This window comes from Streptomyces bottropensis ATCC 25435 (assembly GCF_000383595.1).
Classification (GTDB): Bacteria; Actinomycetota; Actinomycetes; order Streptomycetales; family Streptomycetaceae; genus Streptomyces; species Streptomyces bottropensis.
In genome coordinates this window covers 6,882,282-6,896,219 of the sequence record NZ_KB911581.1, presented here as the reverse complement: position 1 = coordinate 6,896,219, position 13,938 = coordinate 6,882,282, and the positions used below count along the sequence as shown (strand labels likewise).

General features: G+C 66.8%; 7 protein-coding genes. All 7 read right to left on the bottom strand.

Translation table 11 applies throughout. The features are described from left to right. Window positions 1-35: 35 nt before the first annotated feature. The 7 genes from STRBO_RS0130660 to STRBO_RS0130630 all read right to left on the bottom strand — a co-directional run bounded on the left by STRBO_RS0130660 (window position 36) and on the right by STRBO_RS0130630 (window position 13,909). On the bottom strand, window positions 36-2,801 hold the full coding sequence (locus tag STRBO_RS0130660) for an ATP-dependent helicase (RefSeq protein WP_005478570.1): 2,766 nt from the start codon (window positions 2,799-2,801) through the stop codon (window positions 36-38). 93 nt (window positions 2,802-2,894) lie between these two features. Beyond that, window positions 2,895-5,657 (bottom strand): site-specific DNA-methyltransferase, encoded by a 2,763-nt coding sequence (locus STRBO_RS0130655; protein ID WP_005478569.1) that lies wholly within the window; start codon window positions 5,655-5,657, stop codon window positions 2,895-2,897. 5 nt (window positions 5,658-5,662) lie between these two features. Then, window positions 5,663-8,866: a BPTD_3080 family restriction endonuclease gene (locus tag STRBO_RS0130650; RefSeq protein ID WP_202498799.1), complete on the bottom strand. Its 3,204-nt coding sequence runs from the start codon at window positions 8,864-8,866 to the stop codon at window positions 5,663-5,665. Window positions 8,867-8,944: 78 nt separating this feature from the next. Continuing rightward, window positions 8,945-10,309, bottom strand: a complete 1,365-nt coding sequence (locus STRBO_RS0130645) for an AAA family ATPase (RefSeq protein ID WP_005478567.1) — start codon at window positions 10,307-10,309, stop codon at window positions 8,945-8,947. Then, the gene (locus STRBO_RS0130640) at window positions 10,306-11,823 is read right to left on the bottom strand and encodes a hypothetical protein (RefSeq protein ID WP_005478566.1); all 1,518 of its coding nucleotides are present in this window, start codon (window positions 11,821-11,823) and stop codon (window positions 10,306-10,308) included. The genes STRBO_RS0130645 and STRBO_RS0130640 overlap by 4 nt, the downstream gene beginning before the upstream one ends. Next, a complete protein-coding gene (locus tag STRBO_RS0130635; RefSeq protein ID WP_005478565.1) occupies window positions 11,820-12,938 on the bottom strand; it encodes a hypothetical protein in 1,119 nt (372 codons plus the stop codon). The genes STRBO_RS0130640 and STRBO_RS0130635 overlap by 4 nt, the downstream gene beginning before the upstream one ends. 77 nt (window positions 12,939-13,015) lie before the next feature. Continuing rightward, a complete protein-coding gene (locus STRBO_RS0130630) occupies window positions 13,016-13,909 on the bottom strand; it encodes a hypothetical protein (protein WP_005478564.1) in 894 nt (297 codons plus the stop codon). Between the last annotated feature and the right edge of the window lie 29 nt (window positions 13,910-13,938).

Here is a 13,938-nt window from a genome sequence, read left to right as displayed (position 1 = left end):
GAGTTCCGACTCCTTCAATAATGGATCGGTGGCCATCAGCTCTCGCGGCTGCGGCAGATGCCTGCGAAGTCGCAGGTGGCACAGGACGAGCACCAGCGGTCCAGGCGGGACATCCGGTTGGTACGCAGCGAATCCGCTGCCTCCGTGACCCGGTTGCCGAGGTCGGTCATGACCTTGGGGTCCACCAACTCGCGGGTGTCGCGTCCTGCCTTGTCGAGGTTGAGGACCTCGACGACGTCCGCGTCCTGCCCGGTCAGCTCCCGGTAGCCGAGTACATACAGGTGCAACTGGTCACGGGTCAGGTCCTCGGCCTGGGCGCGTTCGCTGGACTTGAAGTCGACGACCGACGTCTCGTTCGTGTCCAGCCGCTTGATCAGGTCGACACGGCCGGTCACGGTGACGCCGGGGACCGGGTGGATCTCGACAGGCTGCTCGGAGTACCGCGTCTGGTGCAGGCTCGCGCCATGGCGCTCCAGGTATCGCCGGACGGCCGTCTCGGCGGCGGGGCGGAGCTGGTCCGCCGCCGCCTTGTTCGCGAACGGGAGGTTCAGGTGGCGGTCAACTAGGTCCTCCGCCTCCCCGGGGGTGGCGATGTCGCCCTCGATGGCACGCTTGTGGATCTCAGCCATGACGTCGTGCAGGGACTTGCCGAAGCCGAGTTCCTTCTGCAGGGGCGAGTCGAAGCCGTAGAGCAGGCGGAGCTTGAAGGAGTACGGGCACTCGAAGAGGTATTTCAGGTCCGAGAAGGACATGACGACCTCGGGGGTGCCGCGCCTGGGGGTCGGCGTCAGTCGGCCATCGGGGGAGGGGACGACCTCCCGGGTCAGGACGGTGTGGACTCCCGTAGCTTCGTTGAAGAAGTCCGAGCGCTTCTTGCCGTTTCGCTTACCGTTGGGAGCGAAGGAGAGCGCCAGACACTTCTGGGCGCGTGTGACGGCGACATAGAAGAGGCGCCGCTCGTCCGCCTCGGTGCCCCGGTAGCGGGCCGCGCCCGGGATGAGGGCCTCCTCGACCACGTGAAAGACGCCGAGGCCGCCCCGGCCGGAAGCGGGGAAGGTGTTCTTGCGCAGGGCGGGCAGGAAGACCGCGGGCCACTGCATGCCCTTGGCCTGGTGGACGGTGGCGATGACGACGGCGTTGGGCTGGGCGTAGCCGTTGTCCCCGTCGGACTCCTCGTAGTAGTCGGGTGCCTGGTGCTCGACCCACTTGGCGAACGCGTCGAACCGCTGCTGGGGTTCGCTGGTGAGGTGGATGCGTTCGAAGTCCCCGATCGCGGTGGAGAAGCGGCCGAGGTTGTAGTAGACGAGTTCGCCCCGCTCGTTCGGAACACGCTCCTCGCGCAGCTCCACGGCTTCGAGGAACTCAAGGAAGACGCCCTGGAGCGTGGTGGAGTCCCATGACTTGGAGGCATCCCACTGCATGGCGGCGGTGAGTACGGGAAGCCCGGCACGGACGTCGCTCTCCGCGAGCCCGACGCCGGCGTCCACCCATGCATCGATGACGTCCTGCTCGTCGGCCAGCCCCGCGACAAACCGGAAACAGGTGACGGACGCCTGCACCTCCGGGGTCTCGAAGAGCTTGGTCAGGCCCTTGATGACGTACGGGATGCCACGAAGGCGCAGCTCTTCGACGAGAGGCCCGGCGTCGGCCTTGACGGAACGGAACAGGACGGCGAAGTCGGACCAGTCGAGCCCGCGCGGCTCACTGCCTTCCCGGTCCTGGAACGGAACACCGCGCAGCCGCTCCATGCGGTCGACGAGCCAGGTGGCCTCGGCCTCGGTGTCAGGGAACTCCAGTGCCAGCAGGTCACCGCGCTCGAAGGTCTGGTGGCCCGCGGCCGTCATCGCCTTGTTGAGACGCTCGCCGGGAGGGATCTGCTCGACGACGTGGCGTGCGAGATCGACGATGGCGGAACTGGAGCGGAAGTTCTCGTTCAGGGTGACGCGGTGGACGTTAGGGTAGCGGCCCTCGATCGTGAGGATGTTCTCGACGGCACTGCCGCGCCACTGGTAGATCGTCTGGTCGTCGTCGCCGACCACGCAGAGGTTCGCGCCGTGGCGGGTGAGCCCGTGGATCAGCTGCTCCTGAACCGGGTTGGTGTCCTGGTACTCGTCGACGACGACGTACTTGACGGTCTCCTTGATGTGCCGCTGAAGGCTCAGGACGGACTCATTGCCTTCGTCGTTGTCGTCGTTCAGCAGGACAGCGGCGTAGTGGAGGATGGCTGTGTAGTCAAAGTACGAGCGGTCGCGGAGAACTTGCATGTACTTGTCGAGCCCGTCCGCTACATCAGGACGGAGCCCGTCCATGTCCACGTCGTCCTCCCGGAGGATGGACATGACCTGCTGGTACAGCTTGGAGTTGATATAGCGTCGAAGCGGCTTCGTGGTGCCGTTCACGACCGCGTTCGTCGTTGTCAGACCGGACTGTTTGCTGTACTTGTCGATGAACAGGCGGGTCTGCACATCGTTGAGGACGTTGTACTTGAATGCCTCGGGGACGTGGCTGTGCAGCAGGTCCAGGGCGTAGCCGTGCATGGTGCCGATGTACATCTCGGCGAGGCCGTGCACCTCGCCGTGGAGTTCACGGATCCGTGTGTGCACACGCTCCTTCAGCTCACCTGCGGCCTTCTCGGTGAAGGTGAAGGCGACGATGTTCTTCGGCTGCATACCGGGCCGCCCGATCAGGCCGGCGATCCGCTGCGAGATGACCTCCGTCTTGCCGGAACCGGCACAGGCGACGATGAGGAGGTTGTCGTCGTGGGTGTTGATGGCGGTGTGCTGAGCATCCGTGAACAGCATTGTTCCCCCCGGAACTGACTGGTGCCTCCGTGTGCGAGGCCGGTGGTGGGCGGGGTGGGTGCCGTGGAGGCACCCACCCCGCGAGTGGTGACGTCAGACCTCGATGGCCTTGAGGACCTCGTCGCCGTAATAGTTGACGACCTTGACCGCGAGGCGGCCGGACTCGGGCTTGGGGAATGGGCGCGACTTCGTGGTGAAGAGGGTGGCCAGCGCCTCCTCGTCGATCTGTCCCTTGAGTGCCTTGCCGAGCCGCTCGTACGGGTTGAGACCCGTGGACTTCCCGTTCTCGCCCGAGAAGTAGACGTGGCGCACGATGAAGGCCTCGGCGTCGTAGTCCGTATCGATGGACCACATCATGATGTCGTCGGGGCCCTCGGCGCGGACGTCACCCGTCGTCGGGTTGAAGATGTCGAGGCCCTTGATCTCGGCGACGAGCTGGCCGTCGCTCGTCTCGGTCACCTCGATGTCGGGTTCGCCGAAGACGGTGAACAGGTTGCCGACACCGGTGTTGGCGAGTTCGTCACCCATGGCGAGGTCCGGGTTCATGCGGACGTTGAGCACGGTCATCGTGCCGACGTGGCGCTCCTGGATGACGGAGAACTCGCCCCTCTCCTCGTTGATCTCGTTGGTCGCCTCGGTCGCGTTGGCATCGAAGGCGAAACCGAGAATGAGTAGGAGGTCGATCTTGCCGAACCTGAGTGCCTCACGGGCCGCGTTCTTGATGAAGAGCGAGTCGACGGTTCCGTATTCGGGGCCGAGTGCGATGCCGACGCGGGCTGGCGTGCCCTCCTCGGCGTCCTTGCGGATGCCGACGGCGGTCAGTATCCGACCGGAGACCGGCTCGACCGACTCGAACTCCAGCCGCTCGTTCCGGTAGCCGTTCTGCACGCCCGCCTTCTTGACGTGTTCCAGGATCGTCTCTTCGTACGAGGCGCCAGACGGCATCATCTCGGCGGCCTTCTCGGAGGCAGGGACCTCCTGGTCGAAGGAGACGGAGCGGTGCGGCGACAGGGACTCGACGGTGAAGGCTCCGGCAACCCGGACAGCCTTCTTGTTCTCGTAGGGACGGTCGTACAGCGTCTCGAACTCGGCGTGCTTCTTGATCGCCTTGTCGATCTGGTCGCGGGTCAGCCCATCCTTGATGTCGGGGTTGTTCGCAATCGACTTCAGCGTGATGTGTGGGACGCACTCGTAGACGAAGCCGCGACGGATGTCGTGCTTGGAGGGCGAGCGGTCAAGCGGCTGCTGGCTGAGTTCAGCTTCCTTGGCCTTCCCTTCGGGGGAGTCGGCGAGGAGGTAGGAGGGGTACAGCGCGCCCATAATACGGTGGCGAGCAAGAGTGATAGCGACGCGGGAAGAATCGATCGTGATCCAGCGGCGACCGTACTGCTCCGCTACATAGGCGGTTGTTCCAGATCCGCAGGTGGGGTCGAGAACCAGGTCGCCCGGGTCGGTGCACATGATCATGCATCGAGTCACAGCTGGAAGGGCAGTTTGAACGACGTATACCTTGTCGCCTCCGAATTGGTTCTGCCCCAGCGTGTCGGTCCAGACGTCACTCAACGGCATGGCCGGAAAGTCGTCAAGATAACGAACGTAAGACAGATTCTTTCCAGTAGTCGGGGTGACACGGCTTGCGGCGATCAATTTTCGCATGCCGGGTTCGTTGGTCTTCCAGCGGGCCTTCGGTCCAGGGTCGAATGATCGTCCCCCGATCTCTACCCTGAACCAGGAGGCTGCACCTTCTCCCTTGGTGCGCCCCATGCTTTGACTTGTCAAATTATCGCCTGCGAAAATTCTGGCACCCTCGGGGAGAGTGGAATTATCTGCGACTTCGGTCTTAGTTAGTGGCCGAACGGTGCCGTTAGGTAGGCGTACGCGCGTGTACCCTGATCCGCCTGCGCCGCCGGTAGCTTTTTCTCGGAAGAGCTGGCGGAACTTCATGTCTTGTCGTGACTTGGCGTACCAAATGATGTAGTCGGCGGTGCCGCCGAATGTGCTGGTTGAGCTGCTGGTCTTTAGGAATGTGATCTGTGAGACGAAATTCTCGCCTCCGAATACTTCGTCCAGGAGGCATCGCACAAGGTGTACGTTCTCGTCCCCGATTTGGACGAATACCGAGCCGGATGTCGACAGCAGGTCGCGCGCTGTAATCAGCCTATCCCTCAAATATGCGAGATATGAGTTGATGCCCAAATCCCACGTATCGCGGAACGCCTTGAGTTGCTCCACTTCCCGCGTTGCTGAGGTGAGGGCCCCGTCCTTTACGTCCCTTGACTGTGCAGATACCTGCCAGTTCGAGTTGAACTTGATCCCATACGGCGGATCGATGTACACCATCTGGACCTTGCCCCGCAGGTTTTCCCGCTCCGCGAGGCTTGCCATCACCTGGAGAGAGTCGCCTAGGATCATGCGATTGGTCCAGTTCATCTGGTGGTTGTACCAGTCGACTTTGTCCAGTTCATCCGGGATTCCGTCGTCGAAGAAGTCGGTGCCAAAGAGCGAGAGTTCTTCCTCGGTCCCCTCGCCTCCTGCGTTCTCCCGTCGCTTCTTCGTCTCGTCCATCAGCTGTTTGACGAGGTAGCGCGGCTCGATCCGCTCCTGGCGGAAGATCGGCGGAGCTGGGATTTCAAGATCCTGGCGGTCCTGCTCGTCCTTGCCCTTCCAAACGAGCTGAGGGTCGAGCGAGGGGTCACGCGGGTACAGCAGTGTTTTCGACTGCTCGACCTCTTCCGTGACAAGGTCGATCGCGTCTGCCGTGGGGTTGTTCACTCGGGTGTCCTCATGCCTTATGGCCTGCACGGCCTTGGTGCGGTTCGCGGCGATCTTTACGTTGCCTCTGCGGGGAGCGGCCATAGTCCTTACTTCCCTTCCTCGTCGTTGCCGTCGTGCCGCCGCTGCTCGGCCTCCGCCTCGCGCGCCGCGCTGAACAGGTCGTCCCAGGGGTAGTCGTCGCCGCCCCAGTCCGCGCCGTCATCGTCGTCCTTGAGTCGCTCGACGCTCTTGAGCCCGTCCTCGTAGAGGCCCGTCAGTGCACCGTCGTCGTACAGCGACTGAATCGCCATGTTCAGGCCGATCTTGAACTTGGTGGGATCCTCCGACAGCTCGACGTAACCCCATTTGCCGAATGCCCCGTGGTTGTTGACGGCCGCACACCACATGCGTGCGGTCTCCGCCTTCATGGCCCGCTTGCCAGCCGACTTTCGCGAGCCCGACACCTCCACGATGAGGTGACGCCGCTGGTCCTCTTCATCGCGTGGCTTCAATCGGACGATGAAGTCAGGCAGGTACCGGTGCGTGCGCCCGGCGTAGAGGTACGGGATCGCGAACTCCAGGTGGTCATTCTTGACATACGACTCCACGTTCTTACCGCCGTCGAGCAGCGTAGCCAGGATCTGTTCCCACGTGTTGCCGCCTATTCCGTCGAGGACGACAAAGTTCACCGGCGACTTGTCCGGTTCGGCCTCGTGGACAGCCTTGGTCGTGTAGAAGTTCACGTCGTCTGTGGAACCCTCCGGCGCGTACCGCGCGAAGATGGGTACCACCTTGGACGAGTTGTTGCTTTCCTGACGGTTCAGCGCGGCGAAGAACTGTTGGGCGGCGCGCAGCCTTTCCTCGGAGACCTGGGAGATGATCGTCAAGTCCCGCTGGTTGTCCGTCCCGACGCAGCGAGTGATCCAGTCCTTCGCGAGCTGCACGAGGTTCGGGAACATCCAAGGCTTGCGTCCCTGCTTCGGATCTTCCAGAAGTTCCAGCGCCAGCTTGGCCACCTGGAAGGCGACCTGCTGGACGCGGACACCTCGGCTGTCGACCAGCGTGTGTGTGGCGCTCTTCCCGATGAGGCCTTCCACCTCGGCCCGCGTTGCTACGTGCTCGTTCACCTTGAACGGCTCCGCCTGCGTGAAGTCCGCGTAGAAGCGCGCCTCCTCGACCTCTACTCGGTACCCCTCCAAGCGCGGGAAGGAGATGCGCAGCTCCTCGCGATCCTTCATGGCCCGGACGTGCTTCGGCTCCGGTCGGGGCTTGGTCTTCAGCTCCCGATTCGGGTCGGTCTGGATGAACTGAAAGGGGATGCCGTACACGTCCGCGTACTCGGGCTCCAGCAGTCCTTCGTCATTCGCCGCGTACGAGATGCGGCGTAGCCCTCGGCCCACCACCTGTTCGCACAGCAGGTGGCTGCCGAAGGCCCGGACCCCCAGGACGTGCGTGACCGTGTTGGCATCCCAGCCCTCCGTCAGCATGGATACGGACACGACACACCGGACGTCCTGTCCGAGCTTGCCCTTCTTGCCGACGGTGTTCAGGACCTCACGCAGCAGGTCGGCATCCGTGAGTGCCTCCACGTCCCGGTCGGGGAACCGGGTGCGATACTCCTCCTTGAACGCCTCCAGCTCCTCGGCCGCCGCGGCCTTGAACTGGGCGTCCAGCTGAGGGTTGTCGGACTCCAGCTGTGCAGAGTCGACCAGGATGGTGCGTGGTACGGGGTAGCGGCGGCCCTGCTTGTCGTAGTTGGAGAAGAGCTCCAACATGCCCGGCTTGCCGAGGGCGTCCGTGTCCGGCATCTCGTGCCCAGCGATCTGGTCGTACACCCACTTCGACACCATCGTGTTGTTGCAGACGACGATGAAAACCGGGGGAGTGGAGCCGGTACCCCGGGTTTCCTCCTCCCAACGAGCGAAGGACTCCGCGTAGTTGCGGTACAGGCTGTGGGCTGCCCCGTCCAGGACAGCCGGAAGCGTCTTGTCCGCAAGCGTCTCCGGCTTCTGGGAGCGCTTCGGCATCTCGTCCCTGATGTGCTCCCACAGGTTCAGGTACGAGACGTCCTTATGCTCCGCGTCATCGTCCACCGGCACACGCGGGATCTTGACCAGGCCTGACTCGATCGCGTCCAGGAGCCCGAAGTCGCTGACCACCCAGGGGAAGAGGGTGCCCTCCGGGTAGCCCGAGCCGTTCAGGTAGAAGGGGGTCGCGGAGAGGTCGTAGACCGTCTTGATGCCGGTCTTGCGCATGACGTGGTTCAGGCCGTCGAACCACTGACGCGCGTGCTTGTTCTCCTCCTCGGCCTGTTTCTTTTCCTCGCCCTTCAGGTCGTCGACGGTGACGGCCCCTTCCAGGGCGGCCCCGCGGGTCTGATAGCAGTGGTGCGCCTCGTCGTTGAAGACGACGATCTCGCCCTTGCTTCCGCCCAGATCGCGCAGCACCCGGTTGACCATCATGTTGGGCGTCTCGACGAAGGGGTCGTTCTTCGACCTGGCCAGCAGCAGCTTCTTGGTCTTGGACGCGAGTCCCTGGCCCTCCCGCGTCGTTTTGAGCATGAAGGCGTGGTAGTTGGTGATCGCCACCTGCGCCTGGCCGAGCGCACCCCACAGGTCCGCCGGGACGATGTCCCGCTCCTTGTAGTAGTTGTTCGGGTCGGACGGCATCAGTACCCGCAGCCGGTCTCGGATGGTCACGCCGGGCGCGACCAGGAGGAAGCGCTTGGCGAACCGGGGGTCCTGCGGACTGGCGACCTTGTTGAGGACGTTCCAGGCGATCAGCATCGCCATCACGACGGTCTTGCCCGCACCCGTCGCCATCTTCAGGGCGACCCTGGGCAGCCCCGCGTTGTGCTCCTGGTTGGTCTCTTCCAGGTGGGTCTTGATCCACGGCCTGCCGAGTTTCGTGCCCACCTCCGTCAGGTAGATGGCGGTCTCCACCGCTTCCACCTGGGCGAAGAAGAGCTTCCGTTCCCGGGTCGGGTCGGTCCAGTACTCCAGGAGACGGCGGGTCGTCGGCGTGATGTTGGGGTATCCCGCCGTGCGCCAGCGGTCGACCTCGTTGCGGATGTTGCCGATGACGTCCTGGCCCTTGCGTTCCTCCAGGATGCTGTCGATGAACAGCTCGTGCTGGACACCGGCCGACGTCTGGCGTCCCTTCCGAGCGCGCGGAACGGGCATCCAGGTCTCGCTCGGGCGGCGACCGGGAGCCCGTTCACCGGTCGGCTGGCCCCGCTCGTCCAGTTCCCAGTGCCAGGCCGGCTCCGCGTAGGGCGAATTGATGATCGGGTTCTCGATCACTGCTGCCATGCTCTAGATATCTCCCTCACGCCACATCTGCGTGGACCGTACAGCCTGCCACTGACAATGACCCCATTCGTCCCATGATCACGCCGCCCGCACCCGGTGCTCCCCCCGCTCCAGCCACCCCATGACCACCTGATGCGCCCGCCACCCATCCGGAAACTTAGGCGGCACGTCCAGATACACAGGACTGCTCCGCGGATGCCGGTCCAGCAGGTCGCGGATGCCGGCGCGGGCCACCACGATGCAGGCGAAGCGGTGCCGGGAGAGCAGGACGCACAGGCGGCCCGTCTCCAGGTGGAAGGCGGAGGCGTCGTGGCGGCCGGACAGCGGGTGCCAGACCAGGGTCACGTCGAACTCGCGGCCCTGGAGGCGGTTGGCGGTGTCCACGATGATGTCGGTCAGGCCGCGATCGGCGAGTCGGGCGCGGACCGCGTCGGCCTGCACGGTGCGTGCCGTGCCGATCGCTATGCGCGCCTCAGTCAGCCGCTCCCCATTGACCAACGCACCACGCTCCAGCAGCCGGGCCGCCGTCGCCGCGAGGGCGTCCGCCACCTCCGGGTCCTGGTCGAGGGTGTGGCGGGCGGGGAGTTCCAGGTGGCCCCAGCCGGAGTCGGCCGCCCGGGCTAGGACGTCGTCCAGTGGGCCGGAGCCGTGGGGCAGGCTGGCGTACGACAGCACGCGCTCCGGTGCCGTCGTGCCGGGGACGAACCGGTAGAAGGGGTAGAAGGCCTGCTCGACCAGAGGTGCCGCCGTCTCCGGGAGGCGCCAGGAGACGGGGAGTTGGTGGCGGACGAGGTCGGGGTTATGGGCGAGGGTGACGTCGACCGCGTTGCGCAGGGGGTCCCAGGTCAGGCCGTGCCAGCGGTCGCTCTCCACGGTGGCGAAGGGGTCGAGCTGGCCGGGGTCGCCGACGAAGAGGGCCTGCGAGTGGTCCTGGGCGAACAGCGGGGCCGTCGCAAGGAGCCCGTCCGAGCGCATCTGGTACGCCTCGTCGACGATGGCCCACCGCCACGGCGCGCACTTGTCCGGGGTGACGAACGACCACTTCTTCGCGGTGGACACCACGACGGGCAGGTCGCGCAGGTCCGTCACCTGGCGGCTCCCGGTGACGTTGGAGTGCCGGGTGACGCGGGGCGGGAGGACGTGGCCGCCGGCGTGGAGGCGGCCGAGTGCCAGGCCGGGATGCTCCCGCGCGATGCGGTCCACGAGGTCGTCGACCTGCTCGTTCGTCTGCGCGACGATCATGAGCTGGTGGCCCGCGGACGTCAGGTGCCCGGTGGCCTTCACCACCAGCGTGGACTTCCCGGCCCCGGGAGGCGAGTCCACGACGACACCCCGGCCGGGCGCGGTGTCGAGGCTGGTCAGGATCCCCGCGACCGCCCGGTCCGCGCGTTCGCCGGGGGTGAGGGCTTCGGGCTCCCCGGTGTCGGGAAGGAGGGCGGTCACTCCCAGGTCTCCTCTGCGTCCTCGTTGGTGGGCTCGTACGGCTGCGGCGGACCGCCGTGGGTCCAGGGGGTGTTCTCCTCGTCGGGCAGGGCGGACGGCATGGCCGTGGGGTTGAGCGTGGTGTACGTCAGCTCCTCGCCGGTCTCCGCGAGGGTGCCGGCCGGTGCCGGTGGCTTGCGCTTGTTCGCGAAGCCGCCCTTGAGCTGGAGCACCACGGTGTGGCCGCCGTCGTCCTCCTGTCGTACTTCGAGGATCCGGGCTGCTTGGCCGGGCCGGGCGGGGGACTTCACCTCCGTGCCGACCGCGAGACCGACGCGGGTGTCGGTGCCGGTGCGGAGGGTGATCATCGGGCGCCAGACCTGGGAGCCGGGACGGTCGCCGGGGACGTAGCGGTCCTCGTCCCTGGCCGTCACCGTTCCCGTGAACGCCTCGCCGGTCAGCTCGTACTCCGCCATCACCAGCGGATCGTCGTAGGCGCGCTCCGCCTCGTAGCGGGTGACCGCGTCCTCCAGCCGGGCCAGGCGGCGGGCAGCTCTGACGGCCTGGTCGCGGCGGGCCTGCGGGCGGCCGTCGGCGTCCAGGTACTCGGCGTACTCGGAGAACCAGCGGCGGTCGAGGGCCCAGCGGTCGGGGACGTGGGCGCCCTCCGGCAGATCGTGGAGCAGCTCCACGCCGCGCCACATGAGCCGCCAGGTGGGCAGCATCTGGCCGCTCAGCTCACGGTCGATCTGGCGGCCGACCGCCTCGCGTCCGCGCTCGTCGGACGCCTCGTCGTAGCGCGTCATCAGCTCGTGGAGGGTCCGGTCGAAGACCGGGTCCGTGGACGGACCAGCCGGCGGCCACACGGAGGGGTCCTCCGCCTCCCGCGCCGCACGCGCGCCGTCGCTGCCCTCCGGTGGATCGATCCAGGCGAGCTGGGACGCGAGGTGGGAGTCCTCGGAAGGGCTCTGGCCCGTGACCCAGTGCGCGGCGAGCAGCCGGGTCATCGCGAGGAGCACACCGGAGTTCGGGAACTCGGCCAGCTCCGCGTACCAGGTCAGCCACTTGCCGAGGGTGGGCACGGACGGGTCGACCGCGTACGGCCCCTCGGTGGCGCGCAGTCTGGTCAGACGGCCGAGCAGGCGCACGTACGCGATGCCCTCACCGTTCGGTACGAGGAGCTGCGGGGCCCGCTGGAAGCGTAGGCGTTCCTCCTTCTCCTTGCCGCGGCCGACGGTGTAGGGCTCCGTCTCCGTCCGGCACCCGTCGATGTACGCGAGGAGGAGTGCGGCGAGGCGTTCGGCGAACCGGAAGCGTTCGGCGCGGTTGCGCGGCTGGCGGACGGTGAGGAGGGTCGGGTGCTCGGGGTCCGTGCCCGCGAGCGCGGCCAGGGGCGCGCACGCCTCGCCGGCGAGGGTGAGTGGCACCAGGACGAACGGCTTCTCGTCCAGGTGCTGATGGCGGACGGTCGTCAGCGGTTCGGCACGGCCGGTGCGGGATGCGGTGAGCGCGGCGACGGTGGACAGGACACTCATGCGGCCCCCCGGCGGAGTCGGCGCAGTCGGGCGGCATCGCGCAACAGGTCGGCGGCTTCCGCTTCGGCCTCTCCCGGGGCGGAGACGCCGTCCAGGTAGTCGAGCGCGGTGCGGGTGGAGTCGATGCCCGGCAGGTTGTTGCGTACGCCGCTGCCCAGGCGGGCCGGAGAGGCGCATCCGTCGGCCTCGTCGCGGCAGTAGCGCGCCATTTCGCAGAAAGACAGGCAGGAGGGCGTGTACGACGCGTCCAACGCCTCTATGGAAGAGGAGAGTTCGTCCGTGCTTCGGGTCGTGTCCAGGGTCGCCGTCTCGGGGAGTCGGGCCGCGAGGTCCTCGGCGCGCCGCAGGCGCGTGAGCTGGAATTGGAGGGCGTCGAGTTCCTGCCGGAGGTCGATCAGGCGGCCGTAGGGGCGGTTGGAGAAGTCCTTGGGGCAGACGAGCAGGAACTTGTGGGAGATCTGCTCGGTGGGCAGCCCGGCGATGTCGAAGGCGCGGCGCAGGGCTAGGACGTAGACCGCGGCCTGCTTGGCCGCCTCGGCGACGGCGGTCGGGTTTGCCTGGCCGTCGATCGCCGCGAACGAGCGGATCAGGACGACGTGGAACTTCCCGTCGATGCGGTGGGTGAGCGCGTCCGGTTCCAAGTACGCCGTCTGACCGGCGACTTCGAGGGTGAGCACGGGGCGGTCGAGGATGAGCCGTACGTCCTGGCCGGAGGCCACATGCGCGATGAGGCAGCGGGTCTCCCGCTCGCGCACGTGCAGGGCCGTGTTGCCCGCCACCTCGTTGAGGTCGGTGACATGGGCCTCTGCCACGGGGACGGTGAGCTGCTCGCGCAGCAGCCGGATGAGCTCGGCGTAGCCGCCCCACTTCACGAGGCTGTGGAACGCCTGCTCGCGGGCGAGGGCGAAGGGTGACTGGCCGAAGCGCGGCTCGTATCCGACCTGCTGGGCGAGCAGCGCCTTGTCCACGCCGGCCGCGTCGAGGACGGCGCGGCGGGCGCAGGCGGGATTGGCGGTCAGGGCGGTGATCTTGCGGGCGGTGTACGGCTGGGGAGGGCGCGGTCCGCGTAGCCGCGCGAGGCTGTCGTCGGGGGGTTCGGACTGCTGAGAGGGCATCGTCTCTGCTTCGGGGACGTCTTCGGAGGTGTGCCGGCGGGTGGGACGACCGTGGTCGTCTCACCCGCCAGGAGAGGTCAGTGCATGCTGCCGCTCGCGTCACGCAGGGCATCACGCAGCGGTGCTGCACCGAACAGCTTTTGTGTGTCGGTGAGTTGAGAACGGACGCGCTCCGCCGCCGTCTGCCGCTGTTGGTCGTCCTCCTGCTGGTGGACGGCCGCTTCGGCACGGGCGGCGGCGATCACACGGGCGGGGTCGGGTTCCGGGGCCGCGGAATCACAGGCGCCCGGGATCGTGAGGGCGAACCGGCGCAGCAGCCGCCAGGCCGCGTCCGGGGCCGGATGCCCTGCGGTGGCCAGTCGCTGGATCTGCTCGGCGGTGCCCACCGCGTGGGTGAGGAAGTCGGTCCGGGGGCTGAGCGGGGCGATGATCCGTCGCTCCACAGGCCAGGTGGACAGAGCGAGAAGCCCGCGGGCGGGGACGAGACGGTCGTGGGTCAGGGCCGCGCAGATGTAGTACGGGCGGGCAAAACCCTGTGCCGTGAAGGAGCGTTCCTCGTCCCGGCGCAGCGACGCGAGCTTGGCGGCGACGAGCGGCTCGGTGAAGAACGCCTCGTACGCGGACGAGATGAGTTTCGGGGACGCGGGAGCACCCAGCAGAGTGAGCGCTTGGTGCACCTGTTCGCGGACCGGGATGGAGCCGTGCGCGGGGCGCTCCTGGCGGCGTGGTTCGTCTGTCGTCGTGGGTGGCTTCCGCGTCCCGGCCTCCGGCGCGAGTGCCTCGGTGTCCGGCCCGGCTTCGGCATCCGGCGCGGCCTCTGCATCGAGAGCCTGCTCCCACGCGGTTTCCGCCTCGCGCAGGGCGCGACGGATGCGCGTGGTTTCGGCCTTGTCCCGGGCGCGTACGGCGCCGCGCAACTCGGTGCGCAGATGGGACAGGCGCTGCTCGAGCTCCTCCAGTGATGCCGCCATGAGGGGCACCTTAGCGCACGAGCCAATCT